Here is a 22467-nt window from a genome sequence, read left to right as displayed (position 1 = left end):
AAAAAAATAGAAAATAATAACTCAATCTATAACTTAAGAAGCTAGTATGATTGTTCATCTTAACTTGCTACTTTTTACCATCTCCTGCATTGACAATCACGATTTTAAGATGTTGAAAATATTTAGACCGAAAGATTGGCTTATTATTATCTTTCAATTTGAATGATGATTTATGACTTTTTATTCCCTATCCAGTCTTCAGGCTTTTTCATCATCCAATTCATAATTCCGTCACTATCCATATTTCTTGAGCTCAAGCCAAAGGTAACTATAAATAAAATACTAAATGAAATTATTATGGTGAGTAAAAGAGGGTTTATTCCCATTTCAGAAAAAGTAAGACTAAAAAAATATTGCATGATTTGAAAGTGAAAATTCTTTTATTCAAATTTTAAAACTTAAAGGTGTGAGATTGATTATCCATGCCATAAAAGCTCAGATAATTCGTTTTTTTCCATTGAGATGAACTGTTGAAACATTGTCTCTTCGTACAACCTTCTAAGCTCCTTCTCATTTGCTTTATTTGCCATAGCCTTTGCTAAATTTTTCGCTATCTCTTGATGATTAAGCTCCTGTCCCATTTGTTCATAAATTTATTTATTCCTTTCTAGAATTAATTATTTGTTTTACTTCAAAAGTATTCACATAATGTATTTAGCATGTATCAAATTTTCTAATTAAATGAATTTGTGGCTCTAAACATCCATATGATTTATTTTTGGATACGGGATAAATAGGTTTGTTTCATGCTGAGGAAATTACAGAGATTGTCAACTCACATAAGCAATCAAAGCAACATCCGTAAAAAAACCTCCTTTTAGAGGAGGTTTTTTTGCTTCTTAGACCTGAGCTAGCAGTTGCTAGCAGAGCTAAGTCATTAACTTGATTTGCTGAGTATAGTCTATTTTTAGTTCTACTCGCTTTATATTTTCTCAACAAGTTCTTTAAGCATCTTGGGAATTACATCTTTTGCCCAAATGAACTCTTCTCTCTTCCCATCCACGCAATCTAAAACAGTTTCCCATGCTGCCTCATATTCTTTTGTGTCTACTCTTTAAGTCATGAGCAATGAATTATTTTTTTTATTAAACCGTCTAAATCTTTTTAAGCCTAAGACCAACTCCGATTTATCTTTAGTGTATTACGTCCTATTTTTTTATGGGAGAAGCTAAAAGAAGAAAAGAATTGGGACTCCCTCCAAGAGAGAAACAAGTTGAGTTAAAGTTGCCTGTGCTTGATAAAGAAAATATTCAAAAAAAAGTTAGGTCTTTTTTGTATAAGAATCCAATTGTTCCATTTGTTTTTTATGGCCTTGTACTTGGAGCTTTTGGTTGGGGGCTATATAATCTCGTTAAAGGTTATCAATTAATTAAGTCTTAGAACACTCTATAGTAATCACATATTTTTGAGGTTCAATTGTCTAGCAATACTACTCATTATTTAACCATAAAAAAAAACAGTAATGAGAGTTTCTGGCTGACTAAGAAAAAATGGATTCCAATTAGATGCAAAATTATCTCCACCGCTCAATAAGTTGAACATGTACGTAACATTTTCAGAGGGAGAATAGTAACCTAGGCAAGAGTTGTGATGCTAGTCCATACATGAATTCTCGTCTAACGAAAATACCATTCCCCAATAATAATTGTAAATGTTCTTGTCTTCCTCTTTTTCTTGTAATTCAATAAACGTTCTTTTCCGTATTAATTACTTGAAAGTGTCTGGGCTGTAGGTATAACTGGCACAACTTGAAAAGTTTTATGGCTTTCATTTCTCGTTTGATTAATAAAAGGATCTCTAACTTAATTAGTAGATTTAATATTTCAACTAAAGTTGTTGAACAGACTGCTAACGACTACCCACTTGATGGTATGGGTGATCACCATAGGTTCTTGCTTTAAAATATAACCATAGCTTGCAGAATCGAATGTCAGTTTGACATTTAGGCAAGATTCTCTTCAGTCGGTACAACTGTTCTTTAACTCTATAAAAATCCAATAGAAAAAAATTTATATGATTTGTTTATGAAATATAACGGGAAAAATCTTTTAGTAGATGGTGCGATTTTGGCTGTTTTTCTTGGTTCGTTTGCTATGGTCATTGGATAATTTCCTGCAACCTTCAGCATATTTCTTTCTTTTCTTAAATAAGAATGAATATCAACTATCAGTTGCTCGTTGATATTGTTCTTGTATCAGGGGCACTATCTTTTGTCTTAAACACAAGGAGTAAAATGATTCAAATCATCGCATCCTCTACACAATCTAACCTTCTTATCTATGTTGGTGGAGGTGGTTTCATTTTATTAGGAAGTTTTTTCTTTGGTAGATTAGTCACGTTCTTTTTCCCAAAAAACCCATTGATCAGAAACGGGAAAAAAAGAAAAAGTTGAATTAATCTTAAATTCTATAAGTTAATACTTGTGATTCTGTTTTTATTGGCGAAAATTAGATTGTAAATTTCCCTTATTTGTTTGAGAAGCAAGTTAACAAGATTTCCCCCGCCTATTCATGTCGCAAACGTTTATTCTGTCAAAATCAAGTTTGTTCATGGTCTTAAGTGAAACAAATTTTGTCTAAACGTGAAACGCGGCTAAAAATAATGTTTAACCTCTCCTTAATAAATGCCCCTAAATAAACCTATTCCTGATTCTGTGATTAATTATTGTAAAAATGTCATCGATAATTTAAGGTCTAAATTCAGTGATCCTAAAAAAGCCAACTAGTTATGGATCCAATACAAGTCTTAGGCCAAAATGATCTTAGGAGAGAGGTTCAAGTTAAAGATGAAAATACGGCAGGTCAGTTGTTAGTTAAAAATACACATACAAAAGAACGGTATGTAAGAGGAATGTCTAAGAATGCGAAAAAACATTACATCAATAGGAAAGATTGTCCTGTTAAAAATCATTTTCTTGGCCTACCAAAGTGGACCAGAGAGGATGCCGTAAAAGCTTTTGATACTTATCTGTGGTCACTACATCAAAAAGATGCAATAGAAAAACCTCTTAAGGATTGGTTTAATGCCAGAGTAAAGGAGTTAATGGCTGGACATAATTTAGATCTTATTGATGATATTGATTTTGTAAAAGGGAATAATGATTCTCATGGTTTTACTTTGAAAAACTATATTGAATATTTAGCTAAAGAAATCCACTGAATTAAGCACCTCACAGATTTTAGAGATCTAATACTTGTATTAGATCTATTCTTAGAGCCGTAACTGCTACTCGCAAGGCATAAGAACTAAAAATTATGATGAATAATTTGGATTACGAAGTGTTTCCCGTTCGATTTTTAATTTATATCAATGAAAAATAACTGGAAAGAGCCTATAAGGAGAGGCTTTATGGTTAATTATTTTTGGATCGCTTTCTTTGCTAGTTTTTTCCCAATTACGTTGAAATTAAAGAGACTCTGATTCATAAGTTTAACTAATTATTGAAAACCCCACCTCGAAACTGTCACGTCTCTAAGTATTTAACCTTAATTTTGTTGTATCTTTCCACATTCACCTGCGAGTACAAGGTCAAATGGCTCAACGAATCAACGTTGCATTAAATTCAATCCCATCAGGATGCAGAGATTTAGCTGAATTTGCTTTTTTCTGCGGAGTTGGTTTTACTTTTGGGAGTTTAGGTCTCATCTGATCTCAATCCAAAAGCCAATATTCAAAATAAAATAAATTATTTTTGTGCATGAGTTGGAAGACACGATCTTTCTAACATTCGTTTAAACGCCTCCAGATTAATTTGTATGCATACAAATTAAAAAATAATTTCGCGGTTAGCCCTACCCCGACCGAACCTCAGACAAAGGGGATTTTTTTCTATTTGTGAAAAAAATCAATCACAAACCTTTTCTAAAAGCAAACCCTCCAAGATCAATGACTACGAACACTTATAAAAAAACTGCACTAAAAATCTTAGTACTTTGGAACCTTCCAGCTTTACTTTTCTTGGCTAGTGCATTCCAAGTTTGCTCTTCAGTAACTGTTTAGAAAAAAAGGGAAATGAATCCTTTAAGCCGATTATTTAGCATTTTGATGGACCATAATGAATAATCTGTTCAATAAATGAGCAAATATACAAGTTTTACTTTAAATTGCGCTTAACTAAAGTCACCACGTGAATTTTTGTGCTTGGTTTTTTCAACATTTCAATTGAAGATAAAGAATTTAACAACCATGGATTAGATAATCTCTTTAGTAATTGGATGCAATACCTTTAAATGAATTTTTTCTTTCAGCCGTAGATACTTTTTGTATAAATTAGATTAAAATCATAAAATCTAATGGAAGAAGAGTTGCATCCATATGACAGAACTAATTGAAGTGCTTGGACAATTTGATGTCAGGAGAGGTAATGTCGCTACTGAAAGTGAAACGGGACAAACCGGTCCGATCTCAATTGATAAAGTGCGAATAACTAATACATTTGGCGGAGATCAATTAAATGCTGCTTTAGATGCAGTAAATAATAAAAAAACATATGTCAGAGGTTATGAGAATCAAGCTAAAAAGTTCTATATAAGTAGAAAAGACTGTCCAGTGAGAAATTTTTGTGAGGACTTGGCAGGGCCAAATAAAAGAGCAGAAGCAATACAAATGTTTGATGCATTGTTCTGGGCTTCATGGATTGCTTGTAATGAGATGCCAGTGCAAGCAAGGAAATGGCTCGATGCGAGAGTAAAAGATTATAAAGATGGGACCAAGATGGATTTCATATGTGATTGTCGAAAATTTAGAGGTAATGATGCTGATAAGACTCAGGCAAGCGAGATGACTAGGGCAGAATATCCTTTCGATTGTCATGGTTATACCCTTAAGAAATACATTGAAGAACAAGCGAAGTAAATAAACAATATTTTTTATAATTTAATTGCCTTTTAATGACTCCAAAATGTTAGTTTCAATTCTTGTCTTAATTTAAACAATCACCTAAATATACATATTTTTTTTATCTTCAAATTAATTATATTTCCCCATAACTATTTTCTAGTTATTTGGAGCATTTGATCTCAGGTTTTAATACTCACACAATGATCATTCAGGTAATATCCCGTTCTTCCTTTACGTCAATGCACTAAGAAAACCACATTCCACCATCCTTGCTTGCTTCTAAGAAACACTTGTTTTGTTCCTTAATACCCTCAATCAAATTTTCTGACTTGTGCAACTCAATTTTTTGATTATTTAGAGGTTTTGCTTTTATTGGCCACAGCCTTGATAGCAATGATCTTGTTCTTGCCCTAGCAAATGAAACCATCGATCAATAGTCCTAGTGATTAGTAGAAGCTCATTAGCTTCCTATTATTTTTATAGCCTCAAAAAAGAGATTACCCATTATATTTGTTATGAGATAAAGATCAGCATGGTCGGAGATCTAACTGATGTTGTGAATTTTCCCGGTTTGTTTTTACTCATATGTTTCCTTTTGTTGCCTTGGCTTTTTTAAAGTAACTTTGCTTAGAGCAAGAGGATGAGTTGAGAAAGATCAGCTAGAAAGGGTTAATGAAATTCTTTTTACCGATTTACCAAGATCTTAATGATTACTTTGCTGTAAGGACTAAGACAATATCCCGTATAGCGATAGCTGACATTATGGATAACAGTATGCTGATCAGATGGTATAGCAAAATCTTTGATAGCTATCTACTCGTAAAAGACTTGAAAGGTTTTGGGTATTTTGAATCTGATTACTCGCATGGATATGTACAAGCTACCTTTAAATTTAACAAGCTTGCATTGGAGGTTATACGCTTTCAATTAGACCTTCGTGGACTGAATAGAAGAAACACCAGAGAGATTTCTATCATTGAAGATTCAATGAAAAATTAATTAAACAATCCAAGCCATGTATTTAAGACAGCAGGTATGAGTATCATTAGAAAGGGATAAAGCTAAAGAGTTCGAAAGAAGAAATAACTACAAAAATACTGTTAATCTTCTTAATCTTATTGAATAAGTTAATCAACTTGAAGTTCAAAAGATCGTTTCTACTGGAAATAAATAATGAAAACTATAAAACCCCTTTTCCCATTTATTGCTTAACTTGGGAGTTTCCTCTTGGCGAATAATTCGGAGATGCAGAATAAATGCAACATAATTACTCAACTGATAATGAAATCAAAACCGTTCCTGTCGAAGGATTCAAACTGAATGAATAATTTCCATAATAGTTATCTACAATTTAAGGAAGATATACTCCTTCCTTTGTGATTGAAACTAACGATTTAAAATTAAAGTTCAAACTTTGTAAAAGCTTTATAGTTAAAGAGGTTATCGCATTAGATCCAATAGCAAGGAGGCAATGGCTTTTTACTTACAAAGGAATTATTCAATACGCTGATTCTCATTGTAATGAACTTACTAAAGAGCAGATCATAGGAGCAGATATTTATAGAGATCTTATTAAGCAAGTAGAAGTATTAATTAAAGAAGAAGATTTTGAAGGGCAAAATTACAATGCTTATAAAAGTCGTGATCCTAACTATGAAACTATTTACAGAAAACGTTTAAAACAAATACGAGAAGATTTTCCAATACCTGATCAATTTAAAGATAGGACTTCATAAAACCTTCACAGGAACAATAATGAAAAAGCTATAAGTGCTATTTATGTGATTCTTTTGTTGATTCTTTTTCTTAAAGCCTTTAGTTGATAGTTAAATCTCAACTGCTTTATATGTTGCAGCTTTTCGGCTAGATCGATTGGCATTGACCTTGCAGCTTTAACGAGTTCAAAAGCGTACCTATGAGTATCTTTTTTATAAGAATCCATAGTCGAAGTAAGGACTTATTAATATCATGGCAACTAAAAACACACTTTGTCTAGGTAAAAAAAAATTAAGTATTAACGCTGTACGGTTGATAATGAAAATGTCCCATTCAGGGATCTAAATCATATATGTCAGATATCTTTCTCCTTCAACATCCAATAGGAAAGTAACTTTTTGTTCTTGTATTTTTTGTTTTAAGGCCTCAACTTGAAAATCTGAGCTTTCTTAGAAATCAATATGCTTATTTTAGAAGAGCCTGATTAGGTGGTCTTCCAGTAAATACGAAGAAGAAACTAATAAAAGTTCGTTAAGGAATATGGTTATTGAGCCGTTATCGACTATGACCTAAACAAAATAAATGATCATAAATCAAATCACTTCATAACTTCACAAGTTTAGATCCTTTGTTGAAATACTTGATACTCCAGTTGCTAGAAAGTAGGTAAAGAAATCAACTGAAAAGATATTGTTTATGAATATGTGCTTGTTAGTAATGTTATAAACAACGTTTCAGGTTGCTTTTAACCATTTAAATGAAATAGTGAGTTGTCTGAATTGAGCATTTTCGATTCCCTACTTACTTTGCCAACCCTTAGAAAGATAACCGTGATTAATTGTCGTGCAAACCCCTACCAAATATATTTATATCCTTTAGAACGTAAGCGTAATTAAAAACATTATGACTACTGTTACTACTTATATTTTTTCATAACTTTCACCAATTCTTGTCGTTGGTTTTCTGGGCATAGCTGTCTCTTTGTACACCTTTTATACATTCAACAAAGCATATTATAATTCACCTTTAGAAGTGAAGTTGATCTAAATAGATGAACGGTAAAACTAATCTAAAATATTTTTAGATAGCTTTTTTCTTCAAGTGATTAGTGTAGAGACTATTTTAAGGGCTTCACTACACAAAAGTGATATTTATCAACCATCGTTTCATTACCAATACTCAAATCATGAGTAACTTATCAAAACTAATTACCACTCTTGAGAGCGCCAAAATCAAGAAAAATTTTTGATTATATGAAATCAGCAGAAAATGAATTCTCTATAGACATATCTAAGCAATTGGACCAGCTTAGAGGTGTTTGGGCATTGAGATGGAGTAGTTCAAAATCTCCTTTTCTTAACTATACCGTTTTTAGATAATCTTCAAATATTAGACCCAGATAAATGTAGAAGACTTAATTTTTTGAGGCCTAAAGGTTTTTTGTGCAAATTTATTACGACTAAGAATTTCCTGAATTGGAAATTATTGATCAGAAACGTTTAAATTTCGCCTTTAAAAAGGTAGGGATAATAGGCCCACAGTTATTAGGTAATGATACAGGCTTCTTTTTAGAAATAAATAAGACTCAAAAAGGTTGGCTAGATACAATAGTATTAACTAATAAATTGCGATTATGCAGGGATTATAAGGTGATAACTTTTGCATTATTAAATAGAGACGATCTATCAATTTATAACTTTTTTAAGTCAATCGATAATTAAATATATCTCTTTTTTATGCGTTTATCCAAAACCATGTTTTCTTATATTTAGTATTGTTATCCTGGCTCACGTTTATCAATTTTTATTTTGAAGATTTAATTGTACCCCTTTTAATTTGACAACTTGGGCAATAATCAAGTTTTCTTTTTCCATACCATTTTCTCTCTATAACTCTCTTGCAATTTAAACATTCATATTTGTGTCTCATGAATACAGCATGTCTATAAGATCTTTTTGGCTCTCCATTAGCTTTGTTTATATCTGCTAATGATTTTGAGACTGTAAATCCTCCTGTTCTATAAGCTAAACGTGAGATGTTTTTGATTGATTTGGCCCATTGGTAAATTCTCGTTTTATCAAGGTCAAATGGTCTATCGTCTGGATGTATCTTTGCATCGAATAAAATTTCTGAGCGAAGATAGTTCCCTAAACCGGCGAAGACTGCCTGATCAAGCATCAAAGTTGAGGCTTTCTTTTTCTGGAACCTTTTCGACATTAACCTTTTTTCTATTATCTCAAAACTACAAGATTCACTTAGGACATCGGGCCCGATTTTCTTTAAGAAAGGATGTTCATCTTCTTGAGATGTTGGTATTAAATCAATATCTGTTGCTGACCACAATCTGACAGTATGTTTATTTGTTTTGAAAACTACTCTGAGTGCTCTTCTTGAGGTGATTTTTGTAGTATTTAAATTTACAGTCCACCTTCCATATAGTTGATTATGACTATACATTGACCAATCATTCTTAAATCGGATAAGCATTGCCTTCCCAATAGTTGTTATGTCTTTGATATTTGTGTTTTTGACTAGTTCCTCGTTCTTTCTTATACGTTCGTAGTAAAAATTGCTTTCAATAATTTCTTTGCCAACTAAAACTTTACTAATCCTATCTGCAGTGCGCCTAATCTCTGGTCCTTCAGGCATATAAACATATCATCATAGGTTCTATTCAATTAAAATGTGCCCTCAAGAAGTTTTTGCAAATTCCATGAATGATCTCTTCCTTGCAATTGCTAGCTTTTTTAACTTCACTCATATTGAGTTTTCCCTTTGATAGCTAGCTAGCTAGTTCTTAATGTAAATTATTTGATTTATTTCAAGGTAAATATGAAGTTCTCATTTGTTGATCTCAACCTTTCAACCAGAGTACGATCTCACCTCCTTGGGTTCTTGCTGAAAGCCATTCACCACTTTCTTCTAATGCAATTAGAGCGAAAACTGACTTCTCCTCAGCTATAGGTTCTCCAAGAGATTTTCTCAACAAAACATTTGAACCAGAATTGAGTTCAATTACGTTAAAAAAATACAGTAATATAGGTTGTTCTCCATTTAAAAAACCAGATCCTGAAAACGTTATTGTCAAGATTCCAAATTCAATAGTTGTGATAATAGAAAATTTATATAAATCCTCGGTTGAGGTGTCCTTTTTGAACTCTATATTTGCAGAAAAGAGTCTAAGCAGTGAACTGAACAGAGAATCTTTTTCCTCCTTGTCTTTTTTCCATATTGATACAAACTTCCAGTTTCCAATAAGCGAATTCAATCCAATTCCACTTCCTTGAACTTTTGCATGTTTTTCCAGTTTTATAAGCTTTTCTTTGTCTGGGAGTTTAATTGAAGTCTGTCTCAATAATTCTTCTTTATTTGAATTTTTTCGAGGGGTGACATTTTTTTTATCTCTTTGAAGCAAAAACAAAAGTGGTATTGCTGCAATTAATAATAATGAGTCTATTAACAGGAAATTAGTTATATTCATAGAATTGAGTTTTAAATAAGTTCATCTGTAGCAGTTATTCCTTAATTAACCTGTAATGGCTTTAATATATAGTTAGATAAATATTACTATATAGTCAACATTGATTAATAAAAGCCCTATTTTTCTCTTGTACTCCTTGTAAGTTTAAAAAGGCAAAAGGATCTTTAAATGAGCTACAAAATTATTTTTTTTGAATTCTTCCTCCTTCAAATTTCTTATAAAGCACATAGCCAATAAGGAGTAGAACTATCAAAGACAAATTCTGGTTAAGAATTCCAATAATTAGATAGGCAAATACAGGAATTAATAAGAATCTTTTAGCTGAAAGTTTCTCTTCAGGGCTTAAATTATTCCATTCTAGATACCTTCTCCATTGGAAAACTCTTTTCATTTCTCTTCTCTTTTTATCTTGCTCCTTAAAATACCTGTAAAATAAAAGCCTGAGATCATCTAAGAGTTTCATAATCACATAATTCAGTTTTATTAATCCATGTTATTAAACAGAATAGAAGTTATTTTAAATAATAACTGATCCGTTAGAGTTTGGCATTCTAAATCTGGTTTTACATACTGAGTTTTTCCCAAATATCCATAGATTCTTTTATTAAATCAGTGGCATCTTCATCACTGAGAGAGGTATGGAAATCTCTCATTAACTTTACATATCTAAGTCTTAGCTCTCCCATTTTTATCTCTCGATCGATCTCACTAAGAGAAACTTTATTATTGTAGGGTGAGTGTGAGGAATTTTGAGTTAAGTTTTGATGACTACTCATTGATAACTATTTAATAGAATTGGTAGCGAGAAAAAGAAAGGACGGTATTTGGAAATCCTTAATGTTTCTAGTTGGAAAAAATCCAACGTTTAATTATTCTGACTTGACTTCTTTATTAGTGCGCTTAGGGTTTGTTCGGTTTTAGGAACTTTTTTTACCATTGAATTTAATCTAAACGTTTAGTTCTATGAATGTAATAAGGCTTAAGTTCTTAATTTTCTTTTATTTCACTAATTAGAAAATGAAATATGTGTAATGACTTTCTTAATTTATCCAAAAAAAATATTGTTTGATTCAGTTTATAAATTCATTTGAGAGATCTTATTTAGCCTCAAGAAAGAATTAGGTGTTAAGACGCACTTGTTTGTTGTCGCTAATTACGCATTAATTAGATTATTATTTATTTTGTACCATGACATCACGAGTATTTGATGATTTTATTGATGATTGTTTCCTTAGTGGAGATGATATTTGCAAATTTAAAATCTATAGATCTAGGAAGTATGAAAACAGAGTCAACCCAATTGCATCTCAATTAATTGCTACTAAGCAAAAGAGCAGTTTAAGCAAGCCCCCAGTAAAACCTGATTAAATTCAAACTCTCTATTTTTTCTCGTTACGCTTAATCATCACAACAGTTTTGATCATAAGTTGCATTAAATTGATTATCGTAAGAATTATATGTAAAATAAAATTATGGTATGTAAATTTTAAACAATGCCATCAAAGAAAAAGCCAGTTCAAGTTCCATGGGATTTAAATGTTGGAGACGATAATTATCTAAAAGAACCTTGGATCCTTAAGAAAGGAAAGGAATTTATCACTATTGAGACTAATAATAATAATAAAGGAAATTTTTATCTTCAAAAAGATAATGAAAAACGTCTATCCTTAAGTGCTTTACAAGCTAAATTGACATATCATCAACTTATTGAATTTGGCTATAAGCTTCAAAAACCAAAGAGGAAGAGACCAAAGTCTCAATCAATTTCTGAGGAATCCAACTAGATAATTTCCTTTTTCTTGAGTGATAAATTGCCAACACTCAACCAGATCATTTAGAAATTGTAATTACTAATAATGATCACTTATTAAAGTGTCTTTTCTTTACTTGATAATTCATATAGCTAGCTTTTACTGAGCTTATACCTATTAAAGATTAGATTGAATAGTTCAAAAGTCATAATTACCAATCAAAATGCAATTGATAAACAATTCTCATTTGAATATGAAGTAGGTTTATCTTCTTACGACTTGGCCTTGATTTCAATCAATAAACTCACCAACAAAAGAACATTTTCTATTAATAACCCACCTATAACTACCTATTTAATCTAGGTTATACCTATTACGTCTATTATGTGACGGCTTTCAGGAATAAATATATTACATTAGCAATTAATATATTTAGAGTGATATCTTTTTGACTCTCAAATTTAAATATTATACGATTAAAAATGGTTTTTAATTTTCTTTTGATAACTACTTATAAATTAACAATATGAAGATTTAAATAACGCTTTCTGAGGATTTCATTACAGCAAATTGGAAAACAATGGTTCATCTGCCGTAGTCAAGAGCATCTCTAGTGTCGTCGTATGTAATTATGGAAAATATACTCCTGTGTTTATAGACGTAATAAATGCTGAGGTAAGAAAGCTGAGGTCATAATACTCCAGCATTAAGACGGATTTACAGTTAGCGGCTATTTCTAGTAGATCATTTATTGAAGTAAAACCAAAACTATTAAAACTAATCTTCTTTGTCTAGGTTCCCTATCTAAGTATCAATGGTCATAACTATGAAAAATCAAATTTCATCAACTCCAAGTAATCAAAATGATGATTTAAGAAAAAGGCATCAAGCTGAGTTGCAGAGAAAATTTGTTGATCTACAATTTAAGAGAAGTGAATTGGAAAGAAAATTGAAACGAGTTAATGAAATTCTTTTTTATTTGGGTAGAGAAATGGAGCAACATTTTGCATATGATCATTTTTACAAGTGACAATTAATATTAAGGTAAATAGCCAATAGTTTTTATTTGTTTTTTACAGCGGGCCAAATTTTAAAACATAATACTTTCTTAATCACAGTATTTTGATTATAAATAATTATTTTGAGTGCGATAAAGCAATAACGTCATTTTTTAAGAAAAGATAATTTATGTATATTTACTATAAGATGTAGATGTTTTTTCTTGTTTGTCGACTCTACTATAAAGAACAAATATGTAAACTAGAAATAATGATATCTCAGAAGAATTATATAAAACAGCTATTATCGTTTAGCTTTGCGATTGTTTTAATAGTGTTCTTTTTTCCTCTTATACTTTCAGCTCAGGAAATCAAATGGCTAGAAGTTTCTAAGACAAATAATGAAGTAATATTTATAGAGCCCAGTTCAATTAATTATGATAATAGAGGCTTTCTTTCTGTTATAACAAAACAATCTGAAGTTGATCCTGAAGATCAAAAAATTTTAAATACTGATTCTTATTTAATGGCTATTGATTGTGAAAATAGATTATATAGCAAACTTCCTATAACTGGAGACATTAAGCAAGTAAAAGACTGGAACACCCCATTAAATGACAAGTTAATCAAGAAAACTATTATTAATAGTTGTTCTTACTAATTAATTTTAAATTAAAATATAATAATTTTATTCACAGTAGTTATGTTTATTAGTTTTCTAAGAGTTATATAGCGTAATCTTATTTCTTATTAATTTATTGTTGGAGAAGATCAAGAAACTGGTGGAAAGATGCTAAACGAAAGGTACGAATCAGGAGGAGTAAAGAATAGGCCAGAAAGATACTATGAGGTTTGTTTATGATTGAAGATGGTTTTGGGCACTGTGTCGTAAAGCAGATTCGTTAGAAACGAAATTGAAATTTAAGCACCCTTAGATGAAATTACTGGATATAACTATTCAATCTTATTTGATCTAGAACAATCAATCTCATTTATCGGGAAAACTAGGCGATAGGATAGTCTAAAGGAATAAAAATCAAGACCATACTTAAAATCTAAGTATTTTTACACTTCATATTTGACTAATGCTTCTTAGCCACTTCAAATTCTCAGTGGATCATTCCTCCATCTGTTTCATAGGAAACATTGCTTTTTGCTAGTGGGGTTGATGAAGTTGTTGACACATGAAATCCGGTATTTCCTTTTTACTCTTATTTAGAGCTCCGTATGAGTTTTTAATTCTGCTATATGATTTTATTAGGCAAGTTAGTTGTTAATGTCATTCTTATAGATTTTTTCTGTATTCAACTCAAAAAATGCAATTATATTTTTTTGCTGCTCTTTCAAGACTTCTTTCTTGAATATTTCTTCTAGCAAAGCCTGTTTCGTATTCTCCTTGATTGTTGATAGGTACTAAAAGTAGATCAAATTAATCCCAAACTAATTTGTGATTGTTAATTAACTCAAAAAAAAGAGACTAATAATTTTTACTAAGGAAAGAATCATTTATCACAATACTCTTATATGCTCTTTTTTAATTGAAAAAGTATTTATGATGATTGGTTTGTTTTCTTCTGCATTCCCATGGCTATGGCTTTCTGGGACTGATTTTGGGGTTAGTCATTTCACTACTGATCTAATACTTGTTGTCTCATTTGCAGTTTTGACTGCCCTCCCCATGTCTTTCTTAAGACCAACAATAAAAAAGTGGGAACAAGCTGGGGTAAAGAGCTCTCTTTTTAAAAAGTAGACTTTAAAACTTGAAAGCTAATTTCAATAGGGGCACTAGCCCCTTCTTTTAGTGATTCTTACGGATTGAATTATTGTAAATTTTAGATTTAATAAAAAAACTTATATACATTTAAGGTTATGATTAATTTTTTAAAAAAAAAGATATCAAAAATAAAGAACAGGTTTGATGTTCAGAAAGTGCCAATTATGTTGCAGAAAGATTTGGAAACGATGGCTTATTTGAACAAGATTTAAAACGAAAAGATTAAGTCATAAGCCAAACTTATCACTAAGAAAGTAGGGTGGATTTAATTAAGGCTTCCGTTATGAATTCCACCGCTGCTCAAACAGTAAATAAAAAGGAACTGATTTCATCTGGATTAGTTGAATCAGCAAGCGTAAATTCATTTGCTGATTTCATTCCATCAAAACTCATTAAAAAAGAAGATATTACTGAAAAAGATAAAGATGATTTTATAAATACTTTTATTTGCCATTTAATTTTTTATGCCTTCTTTTGCATTTCCCTGGTTTTGCACATAATTATTGATCTAGGTCTTGGTTCTTTGATTAAAAAGACTATTGTTTATTTGATTAAGTTGACAAAGACTTATTTTGTTGAGAAAAGTCCTGCTTTCGCTTAATCAACAACAACCAAGTAAAAAAGAATTATGCTCGACAGTTAATTCGGGGAGTGTTTTTAGCTTTTTGCCTTACAATTTGATGCCATAAGAGATTTGCTTCTTTTGCTAAATCCATATATTCATTTCTACCTTCAGCATTCTTCATTTTCAATAAAGTAAATGCGTACCTATATGTGAGTTTTTTGGTCATAACCATTATGTCGATGGATAAAATGATCCCTCAAAATTCAGAATAGGTTGTATTTACTGTAACATTATGAACTTTTTTATCCATAAGCCTAGTTATAGCATTTATTAAGTATGTAGATAATTTCTTTTATCTTAAAGATATGAGAAATTTTGCAATAGAAACGCCATTATTGAAGTGGAGGAACTTTTACATAAATATGGGAGAAGCTAAAAGGAGAAAAGAACAGGGATTGCCTCCTAAGACAATTAAAAAAGAAAAAAAGGACGATAGTCCTAATATCATTCAAAAGCTTCGTAGGAATCAAATTTTGCCAGTCATCCTAGCTGTCGGGTTTGTGATTTTTTTGATTGTTGATTTGGTTAGGTATTACAACCAATAAAAACTGAATTCAACTTAAATATAAAAAGGGTTTGCTTATGATTGATAAAGTTGAAGAATGATTTTGTGGATGAAAAATTTTAAAGTTGATCATCCAACAAGCCAATTTCCGTTCTATTAAAATCAAAATATAGACTCTATTTCTTATGGGAGATAAGAAGAAAAAGAAGAAATGCAAAAAAAAGAAATGTTCCTCCTGGAAGGGCGGTAAATGTATTTGTCATGGTCAATAAAAACAAACAAGTAAACCTTCTTACTGCTTGATACCAACTGCCCCTTTTTAAATCTTACAAAGTGTTATGTATTTCACGCTTAGCCCCAACCAGAAAAAACTACATCAGAGGAACTAAGCTTTTATTTTTCGTCGGCGCAATAACGTTCAATCGTAAAAATAATGACTTCATCTCAAAGCCGATGAAATTGATTTGATTGAAATATTATGAGGTATTTCATTGCTGATACAACAATCATAAACAAGGAAATTTATTCGCTTTCCAAATGCTTCCTTGCTTAAATGGCTACTAACCAGAAATAAAAATCTCACCAAGGAGTTACAGGGGTTTAAAGCCCCATTTTTATTGTTTTTTCAACCTAGTCGTAAAAGCATCACCTTCAACAAAAATCTTTTTTCTATTGATACCTGCTGGTAATGCAAAGATTAGTACTACACAAAGAAAAATAATTAAATCCAATGGAAATCTTCCAATACCCCACTCTGAGAAGGCTAAAGCTAATGTTGTGATCTGCATGTTTTTTTATTTTGGGCTGACAAAATCTATATGAGATTATTAAATTTGTAATATTGTCTTAGCAAAAATTATTGAGGTGTTTTAGAGCTTTTGCTACTAATTAGACTCTTTCCCCTTGAAATATATTTCAATTAAGATGCAAGTTTATGAAGTCTGCGTGATAGTTAATATCTCAAATAAGTGTGACGTATGTACTTTAAAGCAAGAATGTTAAAAAACAGGAATGTATCTAAACCAATTTGTAGGAATTTTTCTTTAACATTATATAGGTTCCATCTTCCTTTTTTTCCGATATTGAACTAATAAATAATTATGTTTTGTTCGTGCGAAAGCCTATAGTTATAGAGTGAGATAAACTTTAGCCACTTTGATATTTCTCTGATTATTGTTTGTCGGATGAATAACTTTCGGTAATATCAAAAAGAATCTAAAAAAACATCGTGACTTCGACTCACGTCTTATATGTCAAAATTATTAATTACACCTTTACTAATAGTAGGATTGTTGTCTCCAGTTGCTACAAGAGCTGAAGTCTATAATGCTCTTTGTGATGTTACTCAATCCTCCTCTAATAACGACGACGAAAGTATTGAGGTTTCTAATTGTCAAATAACTCTTACAGAGGAGGGGTTCTCAGGACCAAATGATTTTATCCCTAAAGATAATATTTCTCAGTGGTATTCAGTTCGACAAGAAGATAATCTTCTTCTTGGTGTTGCCGGTGCTGCTGGCGGTACATATACAGGAGCATTTGTGGGTTTTGCAATATGTGGTGCAAGTGCTGGGATTCTGTGTGTTCCGGCTCTGCTTGGAGGCGTATATGGAGGAGGACGTTTGGGCTCTCAAGTAGGCAAAGGTAAAAATTTCCAATTCTCAGTTGTTGGTCAAAACTCTAATAGAAGAACGGTTGCTCAAAGTTTTAGATTGCTTAGTAGGAAAACCTCTAAAAAACTTAAAAAGGAATTATCTCAAATCAGTGGTCTTAAAATGGGTCAAGTCAAAATCATTAAAAATTAAAAGTATCTATCTTGCACAATGAATGTGTAGAGGAAATGGTACCAAAACCATCTTAAGCTATAAAATAATTTTATGTTTAAAAGGTCAATCTATTATCCATTCAACTTTGAAACTCATGAGTAAGAGAGAGAAAAGAAAAGCTAGTCCTCTAAAAGTTCAAAAAGTTCTTCAGCAAAAAACTGAAAAAAACAATACTCTAATTTTTGGTGGAGTTTTGTTGGCAATGACTTCTATAGGACTTTTGATTTTTGTACTTAGCGATAAGGTGTTTCACTTAAGTTGATACGACAGCGTTTATCAATAATTACTTCTTCGATGAAAACTTTTTATTTTTTTTATCAGTACATTTTTTATTCAGGGATTTTTTAAGACTGAACTGTGTTTTATATTTGTTGGTTAATTAAGAAAACATACCGAACCATGTAAACCGAATGTCAATAACTCACGATTTTGTCTATTTTTTTAGATGATCAAACAATTCTGTTTTAATTAAAATGACATACTTCAAGAGAATTCTCCTGGAAGAAGTATTAGAGGAAGAAATTTTCTTTAATTATGCACAATATTCAAACCTATTAGAAGATTCTGAGTGGTTATGAAAACGACGGAATTACTTTTAATATTTTTTTCACTGTCATTTTCGTTCTTAGGCATCTCTTTGCTTATTTTTTATTAGATCTTTTTTTTATCTTGCTGCTTAGATCACCTCTACTGGATTAATTACTTATTTTCATCAAGTTTAAAGAATGCTTTTATAATGATTGAGTAATTACATACTTAATTTTCGAAAAATTACCCAATGGAAGATCAAATTAATGCTGCCGAAAACGCGAAATCTATTTCAGCCAGAATATGCCAATGGTCAGGAGCTGTGTTTGGTATTTTGTTTGGGCTTGGTTTCTTATTGGCTGAAGTTAAAAAGAACGATTTAAAATCTTTATCTTGGTGGAAGCCAATCTCTGCCCTTGTTGCTGGAGCTGCGGTATCAGCGCACGGTAGCAATGTTATTAACAATAAACGGACAGCTGAATTAACTGCTTTGTTAGTGAGATCAACTAATAGCGCGTCTGAGTTGCCAATTTCACATTCACCAGAATATTCAGATCTCTTAGAAGACTCAGATAACAAATGAGTTTATTAAATTACCAATTTTCCGACAGCGCTTTCTAATTCTCTAAGACTTTTCTTCATTCCTTAAATAGCAAGCAAAGAGAAACCTAAAAACGTCATTGATAATGAAGAAAATACCAAAATTAGATCAATGTATTTCATCTGATTACTCTTATTGAATTACTCTTTGTGGTTGAGCTTGATAAGAACAGATGCCAAATTGCAAGCACTCCATTTCTTCATCATTTTTTGATTGGAGCTTTGAAAAATTGAGTCTTTCAGAAAGTTGTCTAAGAACCAGTCGTGCCGCATTTTCAGCAGCTTCAGTAGTTAATTGAGCAAAGCGATTTCCGTAGGACATAGGAGGTCGAAGATCCATATTTCATTTCTACTCCTATTGGGGGAATGAAACCTAGAGAGTAAACACTCAAGTATTTATGCTGTCTTTTAATAACTAATTAGTAATTTTAATATTGGATATGTAGATACTTATTTCAGTGCAAGCCTTTCAAACATTTTAAAGCGAGAAATACAACATTTTTATAGTTGTATTGATTTCTTTTAACTATTGTTTTTTATAGATTAAAAATTCAGTTGACCTTCTTTATGAGTGTTGACAATCCAATTTCTAATTTACCAATAAAATTTTATTCAGGAGAAATCACTGAATAAAAAAAGATAGTTATTTAGAAGGAAACTTAGAGAATTAGATAAATTTATTGAATAAATTCCTGAAGTTGCTTACTCAAGATTAGTTTTATCCTAAAAGCAACTCTTCTGATCTAACTGATTTGGTTTGTATAAAACAAAACCATACTGCAAGCATGTCAAATTTACATCGTTTCTATGATGCTTCATGAAATATACGTGAGGAATGCTTTTCTATAGTTTGAATTAAAGGTTTGAATTGATTAAAGGACATAATTTAGCTCCCTAAATACTCTTTTACTTTTCTGCTCTGTTTGGGTAGAAAAAATAGAGAGTAAACCCCAAAGTATTTATACGCGTTTACAGGGTGTGAAGAGCCCGTTTTAAGTATTAAATGATTTGCCTAGATTTAGCAATATCTAACGTTTTCGAATGATTAAAGCAATAATAAGAGCAACCTATTCTGCATTTATTTCTATTGTCTTAATTTCAATTATTCTGACTGGTTGGACTGGTTTCGCTTTTATTTCTCAACCTACAAAATCTGGTGAAATAATTAATGTGATTCAAGATATGTTTACAAGTCAGAAGTCGGTAATTATAGACATTGTCGAGCTTTCGAAATTATTAATAAACGATACAAGTAAAATAATATCTAGTGAGGATAATAACCTTTTATCAGAATCAGAATCAGAATTACTGACAGATCAAGAAGAGAAGTCTCTATTTGATGACCTTTCAATTCTAGAAGACAATGCTGAAAATCCTCTCGGGATATTTATTGAACCATCCTTGCCTGAAGTAAGCGATGAAAATTCCGATGAAATTACTTTAGGACCATTGGATAGTGATCAAAGGGAGGTGTCTATTAATGAAATGGAAATAGGAATGGATATGAATTAAGTCAGTTAAACGAACTTTCTTAAAAGGCTTTAATATTGTTTTGCTTCCAATTTTTTTATGAATAAAATTCTACCTTTAGTATTCGCCTTTTCTTTTACGATAGCTCCTGTTTTTGCATGGGGTGAAGGTGGATGCTCTTTATCTAATGAGAACAAAACAATTCAAGATGAGACGGATGAGCAAGTTGATGGTTCCGATTCTACCGATAGTTAATTTCAAGAAGATGACCAGCAAATTGCTAATTCGACTTGTTTCATTCTCTCTTTGTCTTCTCCTGAATCTTTATCCTGCGGCTGTTAATGCTGATGAAATAGATTCATCGCTTATAGAATCAGATCCTATTGAAACCGTTCAAGGTTCTAATCAAATGACAGAAAAGCAAATGAACGATCTTTTTGGCGAAGATCCTTATTTAGGCCAAACTTCCTATCTTCAGTCTCCGGATGGCTTTAGTCAAAGATAAAAATCAAAATAATGGAACTTTATTATCGAGCAAAGGCAGCATAAAGCGTTGAGATAAAATTGCCTCTTACAAAAAAAGTCTTTCAAGAAATGCACTAGTTGAGCCTTGGACAATTGTCTCTATGCATTGAATTGTTTTCTCTGAATGTATAAATACTTGAGTGTTCCTCCCCATAGCTTTCTTAAACCAATATGAGTAGAAATTAAGCAGGTTGTTTAGGTATCTAACCATGCCATTCTCAAAGCAATTATTTCGAAATTTTTCTGGGGTTTCTATTCAAGGAGATGATATGTCTGATTTGTTTGCTAATTACAAACCAAAATATGATGATGATGTGATGGAGTGCTTGCAATTTGGTATTTGTTCTACGGGTTCTGCCCCCCCAAGAGAAATACCTTATTTTCATTTTTGAAAAACAACTTTCCTTATATAAGTTTCAACTAATAACTCGTACTTAATTAAGCTAATTAGCCGAGGTTAGCCAGCGTAAAATTATTAATATCAAAACAGTTGTAACTAAAGGGAATGCTGGGTAACGAGTTTTGAAATTAGCAGGAGGCCAGGGAGACCATGAGATTAGTCTTCCTTTGGGTTCTCTAATTAACTCTTTTTTTTCTAATGTCTTTGACGTTTTGGGGAGAAATCCATTTTTTTTACCTTTTCTTGATTCTCCCATGGTTATTTAAATAAATCCAAATACTAAAAGGTCTATTTTTAGATTGTGACTTTATTGGTGAGAGTTTTGATGCATTTTTTTGTTTTTTTTTAAGAAGCCACATACACATACATCCCTAAGAGTTGAATAATATTTGAATAATCACACTCGTCCAATTTTCACTAAAGAAGCCTTAGCTCTAAGAATCTCTCGTTCAATGTTCAATGAGAGAAAAAGTGTTGAGAGTTTTCATGCTTATCAATGTATACGAAGTTACCTCGTTGACTTATCAATGAATGAGTTGATTCAACTAGCGAGAGACTATGGAATTGAATTACCGAAAATTTCATAGTGGAAAATAAAGGATTGGAGGTTAACCCTACACGCAGTTAACTAAAGGCCTTCACAGAATATTCAAATAAAATTCAAGAAAAAATTCAGTAATGAGTAGGCACAACGTTCGTGTCAGAGCTAAGTTTCCGCATGGACTTATAAAGACAGTTCAGAATTGCAATGTTGACGATCGAGCAGAAAAGCTTCACATGTTTACTAAAATAGTTCTTGAAAAGCAGGCCTTGAGGGAAAGATACATTAAGTTGATGGATGATGCTGAAAGAGCTGTAGGTAGAAAAGAAGCTCTTTACCTTCTTAGAGACGCTGAGATTATTTGGAATAAAATCAATAGTTGAAATGGTTTAAGTTTGATCGTCTAAGAAAAATCTTATTATTGACTACTTTTATGTCTAGGATTTAAAAAAAATAATACTTTCGACCTTGAGTTACTTTTGTCACTAAACCTCAGGGACGTATATGGAATTCAACTAAAAATAAACTTTCTATCTTCAATGTTTAGATAATTTATATTATCGACATCAGCCGTTATTTATAAACAGAGTGGGTAAAATTAATCTCAAGTTGCTTTGAATTGTTAGTAAATTAGTCTAGTCCCCTCAACTCGTCTCTTTTTGAAGCTTCAACGATAGCTTCGTAGTATTCAGGGATGTGTGATGACATTAATCAAATAGCTATGGGTGGAATGCCAGCAGATAATTGATGATAATTAATCACTCCAAAAGAAATTACTGCGGGAATGAACCAGCTAAATGGAAGAAAAATTCTAATTTTTGATTTTGTTTCTTCTGACATGAATTTAAATACGTTTATAAATCATCCTCAAATTCTTCGAATAACGAG

The 22467-nt window shown here is 31.5% G+C and carries 34 protein-coding genes; 21 read left to right on the top strand and 13 right to left on the bottom strand.

What is annotated here, in order from left to right; translation table 11 throughout:
- Positions 1 to 170: 170 nt before the first annotated feature.
- The gene (locus AC6EI0_RS03065; RefSeq protein WP_498523006.1) at positions 171 to 359 is read right to left on the bottom strand and encodes a hypothetical protein; all 189 of its coding nucleotides are present in this window, start codon (positions 357 to 359) and stop codon (positions 171 to 173) included.
- A gap of 57 nt (positions 360 to 416) precedes the next feature.
- On the bottom strand, positions 417 to 581 hold the full coding sequence (locus AC6EI0_RS03060; protein WP_498523005.1) for a hypothetical protein: 165 nt from the start codon (positions 579 to 581) through the stop codon (positions 417 to 419).
- Between the two features lie 577 nt (positions 582 to 1158).
- Here AC6EI0_RS03060 and AC6EI0_RS03055 point away from each other — a divergent pair.
- The 5 genes from AC6EI0_RS03055 (at position 1159) to AC6EI0_RS03035 (ending at position 4854) form a co-directional block, all read left to right on the top strand.
- On the top strand, positions 1159 to 1380 hold the full coding sequence (locus tag AC6EI0_RS03055; protein WP_498523004.1) for a DUF2839 domain-containing protein: 222 nt from the start codon (positions 1159 to 1161) through the stop codon (positions 1378 to 1380).
- Positions 1381 to 1760: 380 nt separating this feature from the next.
- Positions 1761 to 1901, top strand: coding sequence for a hypothetical protein (locus AC6EI0_RS03050; protein ID WP_498523003.1), 141 nt, complete (start codon positions 1761 to 1763; stop codon positions 1899 to 1901).
- 251 nt (positions 1902 to 2152) lie between these two features.
- On the top strand, positions 2153 to 2392 hold the full coding sequence (locus AC6EI0_RS03045; RefSeq protein WP_498523002.1) for a hypothetical protein: 240 nt from the start codon (positions 2153 to 2155) through the stop codon (positions 2390 to 2392).
- Positions 2393 to 2727: 335 nt separating this feature from the next.
- Complete coding sequence (locus AC6EI0_RS03040; RefSeq protein WP_498523001.1) at positions 2728 to 3159, top strand: hypothetical protein; 432 nt, start codon at positions 2728 to 2730, stop codon at positions 3157 to 3159.
- 1155 nt (positions 3160 to 4314) lie between these two features.
- A complete protein-coding gene (locus AC6EI0_RS03035; RefSeq protein ID WP_498523000.1) occupies positions 4315 to 4854 on the top strand; it encodes a hypothetical protein in 540 nt (179 codons plus the stop codon).
- Between the two features lie 229 nt (positions 4855 to 5083).
- Here the strand turns inward: AC6EI0_RS03035 and AC6EI0_RS03030 are convergent, their stop codons facing one another.
- Positions 5084 to 5266, bottom strand: a complete 183-nt coding sequence (locus AC6EI0_RS03030; RefSeq protein WP_498522999.1) for a hypothetical protein — start codon at positions 5264 to 5266, stop codon at positions 5084 to 5086.
- Positions 5267 to 6215: 949 nt separating this feature from the next.
- Between AC6EI0_RS03030 and AC6EI0_RS03025 the strand changes: the two genes are divergently transcribed.
- Complete coding sequence (locus AC6EI0_RS03025) at positions 6216 to 6575, top strand: P-loop NTPase family protein (protein WP_498522998.1); 360 nt, start codon at positions 6216 to 6218, stop codon at positions 6573 to 6575.
- A gap of 41 nt (positions 6576 to 6616) precedes the next feature.
- Here AC6EI0_RS03025 and AC6EI0_RS03020 read toward each other — a convergent pair whose 3' ends face one another.
- Entirely contained in the window at positions 6617 to 6781 is a 165-nt protein-coding gene (locus tag AC6EI0_RS03020) for a hypothetical protein (protein ID WP_498522997.1), read from the bottom strand.
- Positions 6782 to 7808: 1027 nt separating this feature from the next.
- Here AC6EI0_RS03020 and AC6EI0_RS03015 point away from each other — a divergent pair.
- A complete protein-coding gene (locus tag AC6EI0_RS03015; RefSeq protein ID WP_498522996.1) occupies positions 7809 to 7934 on the top strand; it encodes a hypothetical protein in 126 nt (41 codons plus the stop codon).
- Positions 7935 to 8358: 424 nt separating this feature from the next.
- On the opposite strand, the gene nei is transcribed toward AC6EI0_RS03015, so the two are convergent.
- The 4 genes from nei to AC6EI0_RS02995 form a co-directional block, all read right to left on the bottom strand.
- Positions 8359 to 9204 carry an endonuclease VIII gene (gene nei / locus AC6EI0_RS03010; protein ID WP_498522995.1) on the bottom strand — a complete coding sequence of 282 codons (846 nt, stop codon included), beginning with the start codon at positions 9202 to 9204 and terminating at the stop codon, positions 8359 to 8361.
- 205 nt (positions 9205 to 9409) lie between these two features.
- Positions 9410 to 10036 (bottom strand): hypothetical protein, encoded by a 627-nt coding sequence (locus tag AC6EI0_RS03005; RefSeq protein WP_498522994.1) that lies wholly within the window; start codon positions 10034 to 10036, stop codon positions 9410 to 9412.
- Positions 10037 to 10217: 181 nt separating this feature from the next.
- On the bottom strand, positions 10218 to 10499 hold the full coding sequence (locus AC6EI0_RS03000; protein ID WP_498522993.1) for a hypothetical protein: 282 nt from the start codon (positions 10497 to 10499) through the stop codon (positions 10218 to 10220).
- A 100-nt stretch (positions 10500 to 10599) separates the two neighbouring features.
- Complete coding sequence (locus AC6EI0_RS02995; protein ID WP_498522992.1) at positions 10600 to 10812, bottom strand: hypothetical protein; 213 nt, start codon at positions 10810 to 10812, stop codon at positions 10600 to 10602.
- A 717-nt stretch (positions 10813 to 11529) separates the two neighbouring features.
- Between AC6EI0_RS02995 and AC6EI0_RS02990 the strand changes: the two genes are divergently transcribed.
- From AC6EI0_RS02990 to AC6EI0_RS02970, 5 genes are all read left to right on the top strand, one after another.
- Positions 11530 to 11820, top strand: coding sequence for a cytochrome oxidase (locus AC6EI0_RS02990; protein ID WP_498522991.1), 291 nt, complete (start codon positions 11530 to 11532; stop codon positions 11818 to 11820).
- 793 nt (positions 11821 to 12613) lie between these two features.
- The gene (locus AC6EI0_RS02985; RefSeq protein WP_498522990.1) at positions 12614 to 12817 is read left to right on the top strand and encodes a hypothetical protein; all 204 of its coding nucleotides are present in this window, start codon (positions 12614 to 12616) and stop codon (positions 12815 to 12817) included.
- Between the two features lie 302 nt (positions 12818 to 13119).
- A complete protein-coding gene (locus AC6EI0_RS02980; protein ID WP_498522989.1) occupies positions 13120 to 13446 on the top strand; it encodes a hypothetical protein in 327 nt (108 codons plus the stop codon).
- Between the two features lie 891 nt (positions 13447 to 14337).
- Positions 14338 to 14535: a hypothetical protein gene (locus AC6EI0_RS02975; RefSeq protein WP_498522988.1), complete on the top strand. Its 198-nt coding sequence runs from the start codon at positions 14338 to 14340 to the stop codon at positions 14533 to 14535.
- 307 nt (positions 14536 to 14842) lie between these two features.
- The gene (locus AC6EI0_RS02970; protein WP_498522987.1) at positions 14843 to 15160 is read left to right on the top strand and encodes a hypothetical protein; all 318 of its coding nucleotides are present in this window, start codon (positions 14843 to 14845) and stop codon (positions 15158 to 15160) included.
- A 25-nt stretch (positions 15161 to 15185) separates the two neighbouring features.
- Here the strand turns inward: AC6EI0_RS02970 and AC6EI0_RS02965 are convergent, their stop codons facing one another.
- Positions 15186 to 15350, bottom strand: coding sequence for a hypothetical protein (locus AC6EI0_RS02965; protein ID WP_498522986.1), 165 nt, complete (start codon positions 15348 to 15350; stop codon positions 15186 to 15188).
- 196 nt (positions 15351 to 15546) lie between these two features.
- On the opposite strand from AC6EI0_RS02965, the gene AC6EI0_RS02960 reads away from it, so the two are divergent.
- Positions 15547 to 15729 (top strand): hypothetical protein, encoded by a 183-nt coding sequence (locus AC6EI0_RS02960; RefSeq protein ID WP_498522985.1) that lies wholly within the window; start codon positions 15547 to 15549, stop codon positions 15727 to 15729.
- A gap of 574 nt (positions 15730 to 16303) precedes the next feature.
- Here the strand turns inward: AC6EI0_RS02960 and AC6EI0_RS02955 are convergent.
- On the bottom strand, positions 16304 to 16477 hold the full coding sequence (locus tag AC6EI0_RS02955) for a hypothetical protein (RefSeq protein ID WP_498521107.1): 174 nt from the start codon (positions 16475 to 16477) through the stop codon (positions 16304 to 16306).
- A gap of 462 nt (positions 16478 to 16939) precedes the next feature.
- On the opposite strand from AC6EI0_RS02955, the gene AC6EI0_RS02950 reads away from it, so the two are divergent.
- Together AC6EI0_RS02950 and AC6EI0_RS02945 are read left to right on the top strand one after the other, a co-directional pair.
- A complete protein-coding gene (locus tag AC6EI0_RS02950; RefSeq protein ID WP_498522984.1) occupies positions 16940 to 17494 on the top strand; it encodes a hypothetical protein in 555 nt (184 codons plus the stop codon).
- Between the two features lie 799 nt (positions 17495 to 18293).
- On the top strand, positions 18294 to 18626 hold the full coding sequence (locus AC6EI0_RS02945) for a hypothetical protein (protein WP_498522983.1): 333 nt from the start codon (positions 18294 to 18296) through the stop codon (positions 18624 to 18626).
- 150 nt (positions 18627 to 18776) lie between these two features.
- On the opposite strand, the gene AC6EI0_RS02940 is transcribed toward AC6EI0_RS02945, so the two are convergent.
- Positions 18777 to 18983, bottom strand: a complete 207-nt coding sequence (locus AC6EI0_RS02940) for a hypothetical protein (RefSeq protein ID WP_498522982.1) — start codon at positions 18981 to 18983, stop codon at positions 18777 to 18779.
- A 701-nt stretch (positions 18984 to 19684) separates the two neighbouring features.
- Between AC6EI0_RS02940 and AC6EI0_RS02935 the strand changes: the two genes are divergently transcribed.
- The 4 genes from AC6EI0_RS02935 (at position 19685) to AC6EI0_RS02920 (ending at position 21030) form a co-directional block, all read left to right on the top strand.
- Positions 19685 to 20155, top strand: a complete 471-nt coding sequence (locus tag AC6EI0_RS02935) for a hypothetical protein (RefSeq protein ID WP_498522981.1) — start codon at positions 19685 to 19687, stop codon at positions 20153 to 20155.
- A gap of 57 nt (positions 20156 to 20212) precedes the next feature.
- Positions 20213 to 20368, top strand: a complete 156-nt coding sequence (locus tag AC6EI0_RS02930) for a hypothetical protein (RefSeq protein WP_498522980.1) — start codon at positions 20213 to 20215, stop codon at positions 20366 to 20368.
- Positions 20369 to 20378: 10 nt separating this feature from the next.
- Positions 20379 to 20618, top strand: a complete 240-nt coding sequence (locus AC6EI0_RS02925) for a hypothetical protein (protein ID WP_498522979.1) — start codon at positions 20379 to 20381, stop codon at positions 20616 to 20618.
- 229 nt (positions 20619 to 20847) lie between these two features.
- Positions 20848 to 21030 (top strand): hypothetical protein, encoded by a 183-nt coding sequence (locus tag AC6EI0_RS02920; protein ID WP_498522978.1) that lies wholly within the window; start codon positions 20848 to 20850, stop codon positions 21028 to 21030.
- 51 nt (positions 21031 to 21081) lie between these two features.
- Here AC6EI0_RS02920 and AC6EI0_RS02915 read toward each other — a convergent pair whose 3' ends face one another.
- Positions 21082 to 21294, bottom strand: a complete 213-nt coding sequence (locus tag AC6EI0_RS02915; RefSeq protein ID WP_498522977.1) for a hypothetical protein — start codon at positions 21292 to 21294, stop codon at positions 21082 to 21084.
- A 133-nt stretch (positions 21295 to 21427) separates the two neighbouring features.
- On the opposite strand from AC6EI0_RS02915, the gene AC6EI0_RS02910 reads away from it, so the two are divergent.
- The gene (locus tag AC6EI0_RS02910) at positions 21428 to 21625 is read left to right on the top strand and encodes a hypothetical protein (RefSeq protein WP_498522976.1); all 198 of its coding nucleotides are present in this window, start codon (positions 21428 to 21430) and stop codon (positions 21623 to 21625) included.
- 91 nt (positions 21626 to 21716) lie between these two features.
- Positions 21717 to 21962 (top strand): hypothetical protein, encoded by a 246-nt coding sequence (locus AC6EI0_RS02905; RefSeq protein WP_498522975.1) that lies wholly within the window; start codon positions 21717 to 21719, stop codon positions 21960 to 21962.
- Between the two features lie 328 nt (positions 21963 to 22290).
- Here AC6EI0_RS02905 and AC6EI0_RS02900 read toward each other — a convergent pair whose 3' ends face one another.
- Positions 22291 to 22419, bottom strand: a complete 129-nt coding sequence (locus AC6EI0_RS02900; protein WP_498462905.1) for a hypothetical protein — start codon at positions 22417 to 22419, stop codon at positions 22291 to 22293.
- Positions 22420 to 22467 lie beyond the last annotated feature (48 nt).

The sequence above is a fragment of the Prochlorococcus sp. G5PB11 genome (genome assembly GCF_059772425.1).
The sequence above is the reverse complement of the archived record's forward strand: the minus strand, read 5'-3'. Positions and strand labels throughout refer to the sequence as shown.